The sequence below is a fragment of the Halosolutus amylolyticus genome (genome assembly GCF_023566055.1).
Taxonomy (GTDB): domain Archaea; phylum Halobacteriota; class Halobacteria; order Halobacteriales; family Natrialbaceae; genus Halosolutus; species Halosolutus amylolyticus.
Window position 1 is genome coordinate 155,810 of the sequence record NZ_JALIQP010000004.1, and the last position, 15,481, is coordinate 171,290.

The following is a 15,481-nucleotide window of genomic DNA, read 5'->3' on the forward strand; positions in this document are numbered from 1 at the left end:
CAATGCATACCTGATCGCAGGACGGCGTTGCGATCAGTGTGTAAATCGTTTCAGTGGCTACTATTGTCCGCTCCGCCGTCGCCGTCGCTCCCGCCGTCAGTCTCCCGATCGGCCCGGGTGCCGCTCGACGTCTCCGAGACGCTCTCGATCTCGCCGGGCTGGCTCGAGACGTCGCCCTCCTTGATCGCCTTGGCCTCCTGTTCCATCGCCTCGACGTCGACGGTCGACTCCGCCTCGATCTCGCCGATGATCTCGCTGATATCGTCCAGGCCGATCAGCTCGCGGGTTTCCTCGTCGAACTCGAGGCTCTCGAGTTGACCATCCCGTTCGGCGACGTCGCTTCCCGAGAGGTGTTTGCCGTAGCGGCCGATCATCGAGGACAGTTCCTGGGGAAGCACGAACGTCGTCGACTCGCTCCCACCGATCTCGGTCAGGGCGTCCATCCCCTTGTCGATGACCGCCCGCTCGCCCATCGATTCGGCCGATCGGGCCCTGAGGACGGTCGAGATGGCGTCACCCTGCGCCTCGAGGATCTCGCTTTGCTTCTCCCCCTGGGCGCGGATGATGTTCGACTGCTTGTCGCCCTCTGCCTTCTCGATCGCGCTGCGGCGTTCACCCTGCGCCTCGAGGATCATCGCACGGCGGCGCCGTTCCGCGGAGGTCTGCTGTTCCATCGCTCCCTTGACGTCGCGGGACGGCGTCACCTCGCGGACCTCGACCGACTCGACGCGGATCCCCCACTCGTCGGTGGGTTCGTCGAGTTCCGTTCGAATGCGTTCGTTAATCATCTCGCGCCGACTCAGCGTGTCGTCGAGTTCCATGTCGCCGATCACGGCCCGGAGGGTCGTCTGGGCGAGGTTCGACACGGCGCGCTCGTAGTCGTCGACCTCCAGGAACGCCCGTTTGGCGTTCATGACCCTGATGTAGACGACCGCGTCCGCGGTGACCGGCGAGTTGTCCCGCGTGATCGCTTCCTGGGACGGGACGTCGATCGTCTGCGTGCGCATGTCGAACGTGTACACGCGCGAGACGAACGGCGGGACGATGTTGAGTCCCGGCTCCAGCAGCTTCCGATACTCCCCGAAGACCGTGAGCGCGCCCCTGTTGTACGCGTCGACGATCTCGACCATCGACCAGACGGTGACGATCGCGACGGCCAGCACGAGGCCGCCGACGGCCAGCGTGGGATCGCCGACTTGCAGGGGTGATGTGACAGGTGTTACCATTACTGAATGAAGGGGCCGGAGCGGAATAACGCTTGGCCCAACACCTGGTCCCGACGTCGGGAGGACGGTTCGGACGCCGGGCACACCGACGCAGGTGGCCGCGTCCCGATCGGTGCGATCGACGGGACGTCCCGTTCGAAAGGAGTGGCTTACTATGGGTCCCGAAACGGTACCGAGCGATGATGACGGACGCCGAAGATCGCCTCTCGAGTCACCTGGTCGAGGACGAAGCTTTGCAGCGTCTCACGTCGGGGCACCGTCTCGAGAGGCCGGGGGACCGGCTAGCGGTGGGCCTCACCGATCGGCGGTTGCTGTGTGTCTCGGACAGCGGGGCGTTCACGGACGTCCGGTACGACTACGTCAGTTCGATCGAGAGCCGGGAGCGCTCCAGGGTCCGCTTCACCACCGGCCCCGACGGACAGCGCACGCTGGGGCTCGTGGGCGGCGTACTGGTGATCGGTGCCCTCCTCGTCGGGTTCGGCCGGCTTTCGGCCGGCGGGATCGTTCGGGACGCGGTGACGGTGGGGTTCGCCCTCGCGACCGTCGCGATCACGAGCGCGATCGGTCACGTGTGTCGGCGCGACGATGGCGTCGCGCCACGCGAGCAACTGTTCGTCGGCACCGGAATCCTCTCCGTCGTCGTCCTCGCAAGCGCCGGGCTCTTCTCGCCGGTCCTCGTCGCACCGCTGTTCGTGGTCGCGACGCTCGCCGGACTGGTGCTCGTCCGGTACGCACGGCGTCACCGGGACCAGTTCAACGGTATCGGACTCCGCCGTCACCGGGAAACCCTCCTTACCGTCACGACCGTCGACGGCCGGACCATCGACCTCGCCGTCGAGGCCGATACCGACGTGGATCGGACGCTCAGCACGGCGGTCTATCGCGACTCCGCTCCGACCGTCGGTCACCCTGTTCCCGAATCACCGGCGGAGTGACCGCGCTGGATCGCTGGTGCTCCGCGATCGACGAACGACGGCCACACCGCTCTCGTCACGACAGGCGGGCGAGACACTCCCCACAGTAGGTTACGTCCGATCGATTCGAACTGCCACAGGCGGGACAGCGGCCCGCGTTCGACTCGTCCGCTTCGATTCCGGCACCGCGTGCGAGCGCGGCCAGTACGTCGTCGTTCGCGATGTCGTCGGGATTCCGACCCTGTTTGCGTGCCCACTCCGCGAGGAACGCGTCGTCCCGGAGCCGTTCCAGTCCGCGGACCAGACCCAGAAAGAGAAGCGTCGGTGCGATCATGACGAACCCGGCCATGGCGAGCCGGCCCGCGATCGAGTAGGTCCCCGGATCGTCCATAGGACCGCTACGACGCCGATACAGATACGTCTCCCGTCGATCAGCGCGATGATAGCTCTTCGGATCCACACAGTCGGTTCGTCCTCGAACGGTCAGTTCACCACCCGCTGGCCGACGGGCTGGCCACGGCCACGGACCCCGACGTAGCTATGACGTAACAGGTCGTCGTGGACGGCTCTCCCGCCAGCGGTGCGAACGGCCCGAAGATCACTGCGAGGGGGTCAGTCCGAAATGAACTTGTTGTCCCGCCAGTTGACGCCGCCCTGCCCGGAGCCCGAGTCTCGTGGCCCTTCCACGACTTCGATGTCCGCCGGTCGGGGTTCGCCCTCGACGATCCGCGTCGCCTCCAGGTCGCCGCCGCGCTCGGAGATTGCCGTCAGCGTGCCTTTCTCGGCCGCCTCCGCGATCCCACAGAGGACGAGGAACATTTCGTACTGGAGCAAGGAGTTCTGCAGGACGGTCTCGCGATCGCCCTTGAACGCGGCGAACTCGACGAGTTCCGACTCGATCTCCTCTTCCTCTTCTTCGTCCCAGCGGAAGGAGTTGCGGCGCTCGTCCGGGTCTTCCTCGTAGACCCGGTTCTCGGTGACGCTCGCCTTGAGCTGGGCCGTCGGCGTGTACTTGCTGACGGAATCGTCTTCCGCGACGGCCTTGAGAATGAGCGTGTTGTTTCGCCGCGTGATCTCTACGTCGGTGATCCCCTCCGGGAACTGGGCGCCCTCGACGTGCTCGCGAAGGTCTTCGAGTGGCAGTTCGAGGGTCGAGTGCAGCCGATATACGTGTCTGGATTCCTCTGTTGACATAGTGGGAAGGTGTGCGGCGACAGTCGCTGGGTTTCTAGTACGGGTGGGTGACTTATATGATCTGCTATTAAATGCGTCAGGGATCAGTATGGATAAATTTAACTCCGGTCTCTGAGGTGTTATTGCTCGACACCGAGTGTATCGGCCAGTTCACCACGTTCATCGAGTTCGGCGAGGACGTCCGATCCGCCCACGAACTCCCCGTCGACGAACGTCTGTGGGATCGTCTCCCACCCGCTGTGGTCCTCGAGCGCGGCGCGGTACTCGTCGAGCGACTCGAGGACGTCGACCGTCTCGTACTCGTCGCGGTACTGGTCGATCAGTCCGAGCGCGCGACGGGAGTACCCACACTGGGGCATGAGTTCGGTCCCCTTCATGAAGAGGACGACCTCGTTGTCGGCGATCGTTTCTTCGACGTGTTCGTCGACCTCGTCCTGATCGAGTCCCTGGTTCGGTGGGAAGTCCATGCCCGTTCGTATGGGGGTGACCGGGATAGGCCTTGCGTCGTTCACCGCGATCGACGGCGCACCCACACCGGGAGTCGCTCGACGGACGGCAGGATCAGGCCGGTTCGAGTCTCACGATCCGATCGTCGCCGGGGCGTGGAAACGCCCCGCTCGCCCGGCCGTCCCGGTTCGAGGTGAGCAGGAACAGCGATCCGTCGGGCCCCGGTTCGACGTGGCGCAGTCGTCCGTACGTACCGTCGAAGAGCGAGTGTGCGATCGCCGTGAACCGATCGTCGAGCCACGACGCGTCGAACGTGACTCCCGACTCGATCGCCGGGGGATCGTCCGCGAACAGCGAGACGGCGTACAGCGCGTTCGACCCGAGCCCGGCGGCGAAGAGCCTGTACTGCCAGTTCCCGATCGCGTCGTCGGCGTAGAACGAAAGCCCCGACGGTGCCCACGTCGTCTCGCCGGTGTTGACGATCGGCGGAGACGCCGCGTCGTACTCGTCGTAGTTGCCGTACTCGGGGTCGTCCGGACCGCCGCGGACGACGTCCCAGCCGTAGTTCCCGCCCGGACGGAGGACCGAAATCTCGTCGCGAGCCTGCGGGCCGTGTTCGGCCACGATCGGCGTTCCCTCGGGCGTGAAGTCGATCCCCTGCGGGTTCCGGTGCCCGAGCGTGTACGTCCGTGAATCGCCGTCCGCGCCCCAGTCGGGGGTCGCCGCCACCGATTCCCCGTCGGGCGTCGTCCGGAGCACGGCACCCGCGAGCGACCCGGGATCCTGTGTCGCCGCAGGGTCCTCCGCGTCGCCCGTGAGCACCCACAGGTCTCCCTCGGGGCCGAACGCGATCCGCCCGCCGTTGTGGATCGATGCGCCGGGGATTCCCTCGACGATCGGCTCGAGGTCGTCGCCGTCCCGATCGTAGCGGACGACGTGATTCGAGAGGTCGCCGGTCTCGGCAGTGTAGTAGACGAACAGGTCGGCCGGGTCGGGATAATCGGGATGTACCGCGACGCCGAGCGTCCCGCCTTCGCCGGGTGCGGCCCGATCGGGGAGGTCGTCACCGTCGAGGACCGTCTCTCCGTCGGCCGGCGTGAGGTCAGCCTCGCCGCTCAGGGCGTCGGTCGCGAACCGGGTCACACCGCCGTCGCGTTCGGTGACGAACGCGTCGTCCCCGGCGAACGCGAGGTCCCACGGGATTTCGAGGTCGGAGACGACGGTCGTCGCCGAGACGTCCCCTTCGACCGGGGCCTCCCGCGGCGGTTCCCAGTCGGGTTGTTCCCAGTCGTCCGGGGGGACGTTCTCGGGCGTCGCCAGTTCGAGGTCGTCGCCCAGCAGTCGGCCGAGACAGCCAGCGGTCGCGACGCTCGCCCCGATCGCGAGGAGGTACTGCCGGCGGGGTGGCGATTGCATACCGGGTGCTACGGGTCGAGGGCCCAACAAGGCTCCCGACGGGGACCGATCGGCAGTGTCGTGCCCGTCGCCCATGCGGCGACAGTCTCACGCGAGCGGATCCTGGGCGAGAATTATGCCCTTCGGGGTGGTAGTAGACCGCATGGACGACGCAATCGACGCGACCGACTTCGACGACATCCTCGTCCCGACCGACGGCAGCAAATCGGCACGGGAGGGGGCGAAACAGGCTATCAGGTTCGCCAAGCGCAACGGGGCGACCCTGCACGTGCTCTACGCGATGGACATGGGTGACGCCGACTACGTCGCCGTTCCGAGCGATATCGCACAGACCCGGAACCGCCTCGAGAAGAAAGGCCAGACGTTCGTCGCCGAGATCGAAGACCTCGCCACGGACGCCGACGTGCCCTGCGTTACGACGGTCGTGTCGAATACGCCCGTCGAGGCCATCCGCGAGTACGTCGACGAGAACGACATCGATCTCGTGGTGATGGGCAAACGAGGGCGCTCCGACCCCGACAAGCCGCTCATCGGCTCGATCACGAACCGGGTGGTCGGCTCGCTCGACGTCCCCGTGTTCACTGCCTGAGAACCTCGATCCCGCGGCGACGCCGCGTCGTCCAGACCCGGGCTGGAACCGGTCACGGATCGTTCACGGGGGCGGCCTGCCGGGAGCGATCGGATGCCTCGCGTTCGGTGTCGTCGACCGATCCCGTCGCAACCCCGAGGGTCGCGATCGACCTGACCGCCGCTTCGACCGAGACGTCGACGTCGTAGACGCGATCGGCGGGGACGTGGAGGACGAACCCGTTCGTCGTCGGATTCGGGCCGAGCGGGATCATGATCGTCCGCAGGTCGTCCTCGTCGAGACAGCGCTCGATCGCCGGCGGCGTGTCCGCGGTGAGAAACCCGAGCATGTGCGCGTTCTCGTGGGGGAACTCGACGAGTTTGACGTCCTGGAACTGGTCGGTGTCGTCGTCCAGGAGGAGGTCGCTCGCCCGCCGGACGCTGGCGTAGACCGTGCTCACCCCGGGGATCGACTCGATCGCCGCGTGGACGTTCTGTGAGATTCGCCGGCCGTCGGTGTGGTCGGCCACGATCCCGATCAGTAGCACCGTCGCGAACAGCGACAGGAGCGTCGTCGCCTGGACGACGACGGTCGGCGGATCGGTCGGCCAGACGTAGAGGATCGCGACCACGACCGGCGAGAGGACGTTCAGCACGAAATTCAACACGACGCTGAGGACGACGAGCGTGACCACGAGCGGGACCGTGATGGCGACTCCCTTGATCAGCCACCGCTTGACGGAAAACGTCGGCGACATCGCCGGAAATTCACTCTCGTTCCACGTGCCCGTTGGGTTTGCGATGTAAAGCAGCCGGACCGTTCGCCGGAGGATAACGTCGCCCCCGTCAGCGGAAGGCCACCGTCACGCGCTGGGGCGACGGTCTACCGTACCAGACCAACGGCGTCACAGTTCGAAGACGGGAGTTTCGGCGAGAACGATCGACCCCCGACGATCGGCCGACTCAGTCGGCCGCCGTCTGTGTCTGCAGGACGTCGACCTTCTCGGCGGCGTACCCGAAGACGTCCTGGTAGCCGTTGGGCGACATGAGAACCGGGTAGAACGGCTCCTCGGCGACCTGCGTCTCGCCGTCGGCGGCCGCGAACGGGTTCCCCGGCTCGACCTCCGTGAAATTATCGACGAACACCTCGTAGGTGTCCGCCTGCTCCTTGCGGATGACGTCCGTGAGCCGGAACACCGGGAGATCGCGGGAGACGGTGTCACCCGGCAACGCGTCGACGGCCGTCAGGAACGCCCGCGTCAGCCGATCGGCGTTCTCGGCGGCCGTCTCCGAGCCCTGCAGCCCACACTCGACCTCGACCGTGTCGATCTCGGAGAAGAGCCGCCCCTCCGCGAAGTTGCTCGTCTCGACCATCGCGGCCACGGGAAGCTGTGGACAGATCTCAGTCGCCGTCTCGCTGATCTCGTTGACGATCGCGAACGGCTCGGCGTGGCTCTGTGTCGAGTGCATCGAGAAGGTGAGACAGTCCTCGAGTTCCTCGACCAGCCGGTGGGCGAGCTGTCCCTCGTGGGTCTTCGCGTCCGGATCGCCGGGGAACGCGCGGTTCAGGTCCTCGTCGACGAAGCGAACCCGTCGCTCGAGCGCCGCCTCGTTGGCGACGACGAGTTTGACGGGTCGTTCGACGGTCGGGCGCTCGTCAAGCAGTCGCTCGACGGCGCGGACGCCGCAGGGCTCGTCCCCGTGCACGCCCGCGACGACCGCGAGTTCCGGCGTCCCCGACCCGAGCTGGGCGACTCTCATCAGTGTATAGAACGGTCCGCGAACCCAAATGTGACACGGTTCGGACTCGACGGCGCAGGGCCGGGAGCGGGTTCGAGGGTGAGAACGAGGGTGGAGACACGTCTCTCGACGAATCCGGCGTCAGAGCGGCGCGTTCGACGGTCACACCAGCGACCGCACGACCTCGTCGACGGCGCGCCCCTCGGCGACCACGTCGCGACGGTAGTGCATGTAGACGACTCCGAGCGGCGGCTGGAGCAGGTACGCGAGCGCGATCGGCAGGATCGCCTCGGTCGGGAGCGTCTCCGACGCCACGGCGATGGCGACGGCGATCGAGAGGTTGCGCATGCTCGTCGCGTAGATCAGTGCGATCCCCTGTGCGGGCGCCACCAGCGTCCGGCCGACGGCCACGCCGACGACGAGCAGGACGGCATAGAAGAGGACGAGCGGAACGATCGTGATCGCCGATCCGATCGGATCCGAGAGGATCGCCTCGCTTCGCATCGTCATGGCGATGAACACGATCGCCATCACGCCGAGGGAACTCGCGCCGCCGAACAGCGGTTTCAACCGCTCGAAGCCGCTCGGGCCCTGCGTCCGCAAGACGAGTCGCCGCGTGACGTTGCCCGCGACCATCGGGACGACGACGAACAGGGCCATCTGTCGATAGAGCGCACCGGGTTCGAAGGCGACGCCGTCGCCCACGAGCAGGGAGAGGTACGCCGGGAGAACGACGACCGCGGTGAGCAGATTCGCGGCCATCGCCACCAGCGCGGCCTCCAGGTCGCCGTCGGCCAGTCCCGTCCAGGCGGCCGTCATCCCGGACGTCGGGATGAGGGCGATGAGATAGAGACCGACGGCGTAGGCCGGGTTGCCGGCGAAAAACAGCCGTGCAAGGACGACAGCGATCGCGGGCGCCACCGCGAAGTTGATCGCCAGACTGAGCGCGACCGGAGCGAGGTGGTCGCGAACGTTGAGCACCTCCTTGAGGTCGATGTTGATCATCATCGGATAGACCATCAGGAACAGCACCGGGGTGATCGCCCCCTGGAGGAGGTGCTTGGTCCCCGCGTCGAACACCTGTCCGGCGAGGAGTCCGAGCGCGAGCGACGCGACGACCACGTAGAGCAGGTTTTGCTTGATCCCCAGGAGCGCGCGCCTGATCATGGGTCCACCGTCCGTGCGACCTGCGACCGCGCGTTCGTCGACGTGACGGTTCGGCCGTGCGGTTCGAGGGTCGATCCGGTGACCGACCAGCCCCTCGTCGGAGTCGCCATGTATTGTATGATTATTACTATACTACAAAATACTTCCGACACTGCAACGGGCGAGTCAGCCGTCGGGACGGGGGACGGATTCGAGAAATGACCGTTTTCTGGGCAATCGAAAATCTGTTCTTCGATCGAACTGTTTCGTCAAAACCGGCATATGGGGGGCACATATCCGGCATCTGGACGGATGGTTCCGAACGAGCGAAATCCGTTGATCGGAATATGTGACCAGAAACCGGTTCCAGGTATCCTGCTCCGCAATTCAGAAACGTCTGGACACGAGGGACACATATTGTGTGAACTAAGCAATACTGGGTAGCCAACACTGGGAGCGTGATGACGTACGAATTCGCGGTTCCGGAACTCGGGACCGTCGTCGACGACGGACTGCTGGTCAGCTACCAGGTCGGATGGGGAGACGTGGTCGAGGACGGCGCGCTCGTCGCCGGCGACCCGATGCTGGCTGACAAAGCGAGCGACGAGGGCGCGATCGCGGCGACCTCGACGCTCGCCGAGACGGGTCACACGCATTCGACCCGCACCGGGCAGTCGCGGATTCACTCGCGGTACGGGTACCGCACTGACCCTGAAACGACGATCCTCACCGGCTCTGAAACGACGATTTCGATCGCACCCTTTTCCGTCCTGTGACCCGGCATTCGACCCCCCTATTTCCGCACCGGCGAGTCACAAGGTATTTCATAGAATAGTGGAAAATATACAATACAGAATGACAGACATCGACCTCACGACCACCAACGAGGACGGGTTCGACACGAGAAGCGCCATCGGTGATTTCACGGTCGCCGTCGACCCCATGAACGAAACGGGACCGAACCCGAACGAACTACTCGTCGCCGACTACGCGTCGTGTTTCCTCCCTGCGGTTCGGTTGGGTGCCCGCAAGAACGGGATCGACGATCTCGGCAAGATGGAGATCGCCGCCGAAGCGGACCTCGACGACCACGACAACCTCGAAGCGATCCGGTTCACGCTGTACGTCGAGGCCGCGCTCGACGACCCCGACGAACTCGCCACCATCGGCGAGCAGCATTGCCATATCCATACAACACTACGGGACGGCCTCCACGCCGACGTAACAGTCGTCGACGACGCGTACTGATCACTCCTCGAGTGCCCGAACGTACTCGCGATCGATCTGACGCGCGGTCGGCCGATCGCCGTCGAGCGGAATCCGCCACTCGTCGATCCGCGAGGGATTTTCGAGGGCGTTCGTCGTCGTCGTCCGGATCTCGAGGACGTCGACACCGTAGTAGTCGTTCGGAACGCCCTGAAAGTACTGGAGGGCGGTCCGGAAGAGCGATCGCATCCCGTCGTCGTTCTCGAAATCGACCCGTTTGTACGTCCCCGCGGCGACCTGTACCATTCCGTGAGCGAAGGCGCTCTCGGTGGTTCCGCGGCCGTAGTTGTACCACTCGTCCTCGAAACAGTCATGTGATTCGTGGTACGCGCCGGAATTGAACAGTCGAACGCCGTGGACCACCGCCCGCCGGAGGGTGTCGTGCTCCCAGCGACCCGCGTCGGCGTCCCAGCCGGTCGGGTTCCCGGCCGGCGCGCGGACGGTCGGGTCGCGGGTGTGGTCGTCCATGGGACATCTTGGGTCAGAGGACGCGTAACTCCGTCGGTCCGATCGGGTCCGACCCGTTCGCCAGTCGGATCGCGATCGAACCTTCGGCCCGTAGGCTTATTCTGATCCAGTGCTACGCTCCGACTAGATGAAGTACCCGTACGGGAACTGCCAGCACTGCGGGGAGCGACTCTACGCACACGTCGACGGAGGGTACCAGTGTCACAACTGTCACCAGCGGTATCCAGAGGACGAACTCGACGGGGCGACGGCCTGAGCGCCTGTCTCGGTCTCGGTCCCCGCGTCGACTCCCATCGATCGACGTCGATCGATCGTCGCGGAAATCGCAGCGTATTCATACGGCACCACCTTACTATCGGCCGCGTGCGAGGGTAGCCAAGCGGTCAACGGCGGCGGACTCAAGATCCGCTCGTGTAGACGTTCGTGGGTTCGATTCCCTCCCCTCGCATCGCAACGAAGCGCAAAGACGCGCTGAGTGAGATGCAGGAGGGATCGAATTACGCCGAGGTTCTGCGCCACAGGCGCAGGTTCTCGGAGGTGGTTCGATTCCCTCCCCTCGCATCGCACGCGGTGCGAAAGCACCCGTAAAGATGCGGAAGATCAACACGGAGCGATCTTCCCTCGCAACTTCTGACGACCCCGAATCGAGACGACGAGTGACCGGTCCGACCCGTGTCGATTCGACTCACCCTGGTCCGATCGTCCCCGAAGCGCCCACTAGGGGGTTCGAATCGTCACATCCTTTTCACTCGTCCACGCACAGTGCACAATGAACGATGCTGACGACGCGCGCCGGCGGGCCGAGGTCGCCGTCCGCGCAGCCAGGGCGGGTGCAGAGGTCGCTTCGGACGCCTTCCGATCGGGGATCGCCGTCGAGACGAAAGACGGGAAGACCGACGTCGTCACGCAGGCCGACCGGGACGCCCAGACGACCGTCGTCGAGGTCCTCCGGGAGACGTATCCGGACGACCCGATCGTCGGCGAAGAGGCGGACACGCTGAAAGCGGTGCCCGAAACGGGGCCGGCGTGGATCGTCGATCCGATCGACGGGACGAACAACTACGTCGACGGCATCCGGGCGTTCGGAACCGCGGTTGCGACGGTCGTCGACGGCGAACCGATCGCCGGGGCGTCCGTCTTCCCCGAACTCGGGGACACGTACCGCGTCGGACCCGAGGGCGCGTTCCGCAACGACGACCCGCTGTCGGTCACCGACCGGGCGGATCCTGAGACCGCCACCGTCTGTCCGACGTTCTGGTGGGACTACGACGAACGCGACCAGTACGCCGCCGCGACGGGGGCGATCGTCGAGCGGTTTGCTGACCTGCGCCGGTTCGGCTGTGCACAACTCGAACTCGCGATGGTCGCCGCCGGCGCGCTCGACGGCGCCGTCACGAACCTCGTGATGAACCCGTGGGACTCCGTCGCCGGCGTCCAGCTGATCCGCGAGGCGGGCGGCACCGTCACCGACCTCGAGGGCGATCGCTGGCGACACGACAGCACGGGCCTCGTGGCCTCGAACGGCGAGATCCACGACGACGTGCTGGCGGTCGCCCGTGAGGCCGCGGCCCTCGAGTAACCCGACCGGGCGAACCGTGGGGCGGACGGACGGCTCGGTGCGCTCCGGAACGGCGTCGCCGCGACCACCCGACCGCCGTCCCGCGCGTCAGAAATCGGAAACGGTAAGCGGGCCCCGTTCGGGATATCGTCCATGGACGAGTATATCGAGCGGTACGGGGCCGAGAGAGTCTGGGCCGCGACCGTCGTACTCCTCGCCGCCGGGGTGGCACTCGCCGCGGCAGTGTTCCCCCAGCGCGTCTACGTCGATCTCATCTGGCAGTACTACTGGGGGCCAGTCGTCGCCGACGCCCACGGCTGGAGTTGCGTCGCGTGGAACGACGGCACGCCGGTCGAGTGTGGTCCGGAGACGACCGGGCCGACCGCCGCACCCGGCTACACGTTCGTCTCCTACGCCGGCTACGTCCCGACGCTGATCCTCATGTCGATCGGGGTCATCTTCCTGATCCAGCGCCTCGAGATCGAGCGCTACCGGGCGGGCTTCTACGGACTCTTCCCGTTCTTCCTGTTCGGCGGCGCGCTCCGGGTCGTCGAGGACGCGAACGTCGCGGCCTATCGGGCGACCGGCGAACTCCCGGTCGATCTCCCGTGGAACGGCTTCCTGATCAGCCCGCTGATCTACTTCACCGTCTTCGCCATCACGGTGGTCGCGGTGACCCTCTCCGTCTGGCTCGACCGGAACGACTACGTCTCGGGCTACGAGTACCCGCTGTTCGCGATCGGGGCCGGACTCCTGACAGCCACGGTCGGCTACCTGGGCTACACGGCGGCGACGGCCGAGTACGCGACGTTCTATCCGTTGCTCGCGCTCGCCACGCTCGGCGGAGCGACGGTCGCGACGGCGATCACCTGGGTCGCGATCGATCGGTTCGCCCCCGAACTGAACCGGGGGACGCGCTACATGGGGATCGTCGTCATCTGGGCCCACGCGGTCGACGGCGTCGCGAACGTGATCGGACTGGACTACGCGACCTACTTCGGTCTCCCGTCGAACCTGGTGCCGAAACACCCGATCAACGCGGCGATCGTCGACACCGCAGGCGCGGCGTGGCCGTTCCTGCTCGTCAAACTCGCCGCTGCGGTCCTCGTCGTCTGGCTGTTCAACGAGGAGTTCTTCGAGGAGAGTCCCCGCTACGCCTACCTGTTCATGATCATCGTCGTCGCGGTCGGGCTCGGGCCGGGTACCCGCGACATGCTCCGGGCGACGTTCGGGGTCTAGGTCGCCGCGCCGATCGATCCCCGCACTCGATCGATCCGCGTGTCCGACAGTATATACCCGTGCGGGATACAAGGAGGGGATATGAGTGACAACGCACCCGCGGCCGAGGGCTGGTTCGCGGGGCTCGCGGCGGCCGATCTCGACGCCGCCAGCGACGCGATCGCCGAGGGAGCGGCTCGAGAACCGCAGGCGTGGCCGGGACTGGCCGTCGAGGCGGGATTCGCCGAGGACGAGGACGACTACTACGATCGGCTCCACGAGGCGACGATGGCCGCGACCCGGTCGGCCGTCGAAGCCGAGGAACGGGCCGACGACCGGCAACTCGTCCATGCCGTGCGGGCGATGGACGACTGTACGCGGACGGCGAACGAACTCGCCGAGCGACTCGCCGAGTGGGCCGGCACGATCGATCCCGACGCAGGCACCGGGGTCGAGTACGCCCGCGAACTGGCCGATCGGGAGACCGACCTGGAGGGCGATCCTGGTCAGGTTCGATCGCTGGCCGAGCGCGTCGCGGGCCTCGCCGACGAGGCCGACGACCTGCGGGAGTTCGTCGAACGCCAGACGCCGACGGTCGCGCCGAACCTCGCCGCGCTCGCGGGGCCGGTGCTCGCGGCCCGGCTGATCTCGCTCGCCGGCGGACTCGAGGACCTGGCGAAGAAGCCGAGCGGCACGGTTCAGATCCTGGGTGCCGAGGACGCGCTGTTCGCCCACCTCCGGGGACACGCCCCCTCGCCCAAGCACGGGATCATCTACACCCACGACGCGGTCCGTGGAACCCACCCGGAGAACCGGGGCTCGGCCGCCCGTGCGGTCGCCGGCAAACTCGCGATCGCGGCCCGGATCGACCACTACTCGGGCGAGGTGAATCCCGAACTCGAGGCCGAACTGGCCGATCGGATCGAGACGATCCAGGCCCGGACGACGGGGGAGGAGGACGATGACTGAACCGACGCTCCCGGCCGGCGTCGAACGGCACGAGTTCGACGGGTCGACTCGACTCGCGACCCGCGGGGAACCGGTCTACGGCGAGCCGACGGACGGCGAGTGGCGGGCGTGGGACCCGCACCGATCGAAACTCGGGGCGATGCTCGAACTCGGCATGGACACCGGCCTCGCGGGCGGCGAGACGGTGCTGTACCTCGGCGCGGCCAGCGGGACGACGGTGAGCCACGTCGCCGACTTCGCCGGCCCGACGTACGCCGTCGAGTTCGCCGCGCGGCCCGCACGGGATCTACTCGAGGCCGCCGAGAGCCGTCCGTGGCTGTTCCCGTTGCTCGAGGACGCCCGGAAACCCGAAACCTACGCCCACGTCGTCGAGGCGGACGTCGACGTCGTCGTCCAGGACGTCGCGACCCGGGGACAGGCCCGCGTGGCCCTCGAGAACGCGCGATTCCTCGCGGACGACGGGCGTCTGCTCCTCGCGGTCAAGGCGCGAAGCGAGGACGTCACCCGCGACCCCGAGGCCGTCTTCGACGACGTCCGCGCGGAACTCGCGGACGGCTACGAACTGCTCGAGGACCGACGACTCGACGACTACCACACCGATCACCTCGGCGTCGTCGCTCGGCCGCGGTGACGGCAGGGCCGGCGTTCGCCCATCTCGGTCGCGACACCGTGGAGTAACGACCGACTGGCTACTCAGGTCCGTCGCCGGACGACGCCGTAGAACCGCTCCGCGAGCCGCGGGAACGAAAGCATCGAGCCGATCGCGACGACGAACGCGACGACGAGCGAGAGCGGAGCGATCCCGACCGCGTTCGCGACGGCCACGCCGCCGAAGACGGCGACGATCAGCACGAGGTTGTAGTAGACGACTCGCAGGAGGATCAACGACGGCGTGATCGCCACCCAGCCCAGCGTGTCCGTCGCGAGGGGTCGGATCCAGCCGCCGCGGACCGCCGTTCCGACGGCGACCATCGTCGGCCACGCGACGATACCGGCAGCGGTGGCGTCGTAGGCGCCGGTTCCGGGTGCGACCACGATCGCGAACAGGACCGGAAGCGACGGGATCGACACGTCGCCGAACACGGTACTGCAGTCGTGGAGCACGCGTCCGAACCCGCTCTTCTCGACGCGCGCGAGGCTGCCGTACCCGTACCAGGTCCGGCGCGTGGCACTGTATGCGGGCTCCGTCTGCCGGGCCGGGTTGTGCCGATCGCGGCTCACGGTGGACGCTACGCGGGCGATCGTGATAACTGTCGACGATCTGGGTTCCCGCTGCCGGCACCGTTTCACCATCGATCGGGCTGTAACTATCGAGTAACGATATGTAGGTCTTCGTCGAATTCCCTCGACGC

General features: G+C 66.6%; 19 protein-coding genes and 1 tRNA gene. 10 read left to right on the top strand and 10 right to left on the bottom strand.

Annotation, left to right across the window (positions count from 1 at the left end):
* Positions 1-50 precede the first annotated feature (50 nt).
* On the bottom strand, positions 51-1,226 hold the full coding sequence (locus tag MUN73_RS16030) for an SPFH domain-containing protein (protein WP_250141518.1): 1,176 nt from the start codon (positions 1,224-1,226) through the stop codon (positions 51-53).
* Positions 1,227-1,408: 182 nt separating this feature from the next.
* Here MUN73_RS16030 and MUN73_RS16035 point away from each other — a divergent pair, with 182 nt between their 5' ends.
* Positions 1,409-2,161 carry a hypothetical protein gene (locus MUN73_RS16035; RefSeq protein ID WP_250141519.1) on the top strand — a complete coding sequence of 251 codons (753 nt, stop codon included), beginning with the start codon at positions 1,409-1,411 and terminating at the stop codon, positions 2,159-2,161.
* Positions 2,162-2,216: 55 nt separating this feature from the next.
* On the opposite strand, the gene MUN73_RS16040 is transcribed toward MUN73_RS16035, so the two are convergent.
* From MUN73_RS16040 to MUN73_RS16055, 4 genes are all read right to left on the bottom strand, one after another.
* The gene (locus MUN73_RS16040; RefSeq protein WP_250141520.1) at positions 2,217-2,531 is read right to left on the bottom strand and encodes a DUF7577 domain-containing protein; all 315 of its coding nucleotides are present in this window, start codon (positions 2,529-2,531) and stop codon (positions 2,217-2,219) included.
* A 221-nt stretch (positions 2,532-2,752) separates the two neighbouring features.
* Positions 2,753-3,334 carry a DUF7110 family protein gene (locus MUN73_RS16045; protein ID WP_250141521.1) on the bottom strand — a complete coding sequence of 194 codons (582 nt, stop codon included), beginning with the start codon at positions 3,332-3,334 and terminating at the stop codon, positions 2,753-2,755.
* Positions 3,335-3,453: 119 nt separating this feature from the next.
* Positions 3,454-3,801, bottom strand: coding sequence for a glutaredoxin family protein (locus MUN73_RS16050; protein ID WP_250141522.1), 348 nt, complete (start codon positions 3,799-3,801; stop codon positions 3,454-3,456).
* Positions 3,802-3,895: 94 nt separating this feature from the next.
* Positions 3,896-5,197 carry a PQQ-dependent sugar dehydrogenase gene (locus MUN73_RS16055; RefSeq protein ID WP_250141523.1) on the bottom strand — a complete coding sequence of 434 codons (1,302 nt, stop codon included), beginning with the start codon at positions 5,195-5,197 and terminating at the stop codon, positions 3,896-3,898.
* Positions 5,198-5,339: 142 nt separating this feature from the next.
* Here MUN73_RS16055 and MUN73_RS16060 point away from each other — a divergent pair, with 142 nt between their 5' ends.
* Positions 5,340-5,786, top strand: coding sequence for a universal stress protein (locus MUN73_RS16060; RefSeq protein ID WP_250141524.1), 447 nt, complete (start codon positions 5,340-5,342; stop codon positions 5,784-5,786).
* A 52-nt stretch (positions 5,787-5,838) separates the two neighbouring features.
* Here the strand turns inward: MUN73_RS16060 and MUN73_RS16065 are convergent, their stop codons facing one another.
* The 3 genes from MUN73_RS16065 to MUN73_RS16075 all read right to left on the bottom strand — a co-directional run bounded on the left by MUN73_RS16065 (position 5,839) and on the right by MUN73_RS16075 (position 8,671).
* Positions 5,839-6,522, bottom strand: coding sequence for a DUF502 domain-containing protein (locus MUN73_RS16065; RefSeq protein WP_250141525.1), 684 nt, complete (start codon positions 6,520-6,522; stop codon positions 5,839-5,841).
* 205 nt (positions 6,523-6,727) lie between these two features.
* Positions 6,728-7,525 carry a M14 family metallopeptidase gene (locus MUN73_RS16070; protein WP_250141526.1) on the bottom strand — a complete coding sequence of 266 codons (798 nt, stop codon included), beginning with the start codon at positions 7,523-7,525 and terminating at the stop codon, positions 6,728-6,730.
* Positions 7,526-7,666: 141 nt separating this feature from the next.
* Positions 7,667-8,671: an arsenic resistance protein gene (locus tag MUN73_RS16075; protein ID WP_250141527.1), complete on the bottom strand. Its 1,005-nt coding sequence runs from the start codon at positions 8,669-8,671 to the stop codon at positions 7,667-7,669.
* A gap of 440 nt (positions 8,672-9,111) precedes the next feature.
* Between MUN73_RS16075 and MUN73_RS16080 the strand changes: the two genes are divergently transcribed.
* Together MUN73_RS16080 and MUN73_RS16085 are read left to right on the top strand one after the other, a co-directional pair.
* The gene (locus MUN73_RS16080) at positions 9,112-9,426 is read left to right on the top strand and encodes a hypothetical protein (protein ID WP_250141528.1); all 315 of its coding nucleotides are present in this window, start codon (positions 9,112-9,114) and stop codon (positions 9,424-9,426) included.
* 79 nt (positions 9,427-9,505) lie between these two features.
* Positions 9,506-9,898, top strand: a complete 393-nt coding sequence (locus tag MUN73_RS16085) for an OsmC family protein (RefSeq protein ID WP_250141529.1) — start codon at positions 9,506-9,508, stop codon at positions 9,896-9,898.
* Here the strand turns inward: MUN73_RS16085 and MUN73_RS16090 are convergent, their stop codons facing one another.
* Positions 9,899-10,384: a DUF309 domain-containing protein gene (locus tag MUN73_RS16090; RefSeq protein WP_250141530.1), complete on the bottom strand. Its 486-nt coding sequence runs from the start codon at positions 10,382-10,384 to the stop codon at positions 9,899-9,901.
* A 127-nt stretch (positions 10,385-10,511) separates the two neighbouring features.
* On the opposite strand from MUN73_RS16090, the gene MUN73_RS22615 reads away from it, so the two are divergent.
* The 6 genes from MUN73_RS22615 (at position 10,512) to MUN73_RS16115 (ending at position 14,760) form a co-directional block, all read left to right on the top strand.
* Complete coding sequence (locus tag MUN73_RS22615) at positions 10,512-10,640, top strand: hypothetical protein (RefSeq protein WP_265339275.1); 129 nt, start codon at positions 10,512-10,514, stop codon at positions 10,638-10,640.
* Between the two features lie 109 nt (positions 10,641-10,749).
* Positions 10,750-10,832: transfer RNA gene (locus MUN73_RS16095), tRNA-Leu, on the top strand.
* Positions 10,833-11,153: 321 nt separating this feature from the next.
* The gene (locus tag MUN73_RS16100) at positions 11,154-11,963 is read left to right on the top strand and encodes an inositol monophosphatase family protein (protein WP_250141531.1); all 810 of its coding nucleotides are present in this window, start codon (positions 11,154-11,156) and stop codon (positions 11,961-11,963) included.
* 132 nt (positions 11,964-12,095) lie between these two features.
* The gene (locus MUN73_RS16105) at positions 12,096-13,181 is read left to right on the top strand and encodes a DUF63 family protein (protein WP_250141532.1); all 1,086 of its coding nucleotides are present in this window, start codon (positions 12,096-12,098) and stop codon (positions 13,179-13,181) included.
* An 81-nt stretch (positions 13,182-13,262) separates the two neighbouring features.
* On the top strand, positions 13,263-14,129 hold the full coding sequence (locus MUN73_RS16110) for an NOP5/NOP56 family protein (protein ID WP_250141533.1): 867 nt from the start codon (positions 13,263-13,265) through the stop codon (positions 14,127-14,129).
* Positions 14,122-14,760, top strand: a complete 639-nt coding sequence (locus MUN73_RS16115) for a fibrillarin-like rRNA/tRNA 2'-O-methyltransferase (RefSeq protein WP_250141534.1) — start codon at positions 14,122-14,124, stop codon at positions 14,758-14,760. Before MUN73_RS16110 ends, MUN73_RS16115 begins: the two co-directional genes overlap by 8 nt.
* A gap of 62 nt (positions 14,761-14,822) precedes the next feature.
* Here MUN73_RS16115 and MUN73_RS16120 read toward each other — a convergent pair whose 3' ends face one another.
* A complete protein-coding gene (locus tag MUN73_RS16120; RefSeq protein WP_250141535.1) occupies positions 14,823-15,350 on the bottom strand; it encodes a DUF8215 family protein in 528 nt (175 codons plus the stop codon).
* Positions 15,351-15,481: the final 131 nt, after the last annotated feature.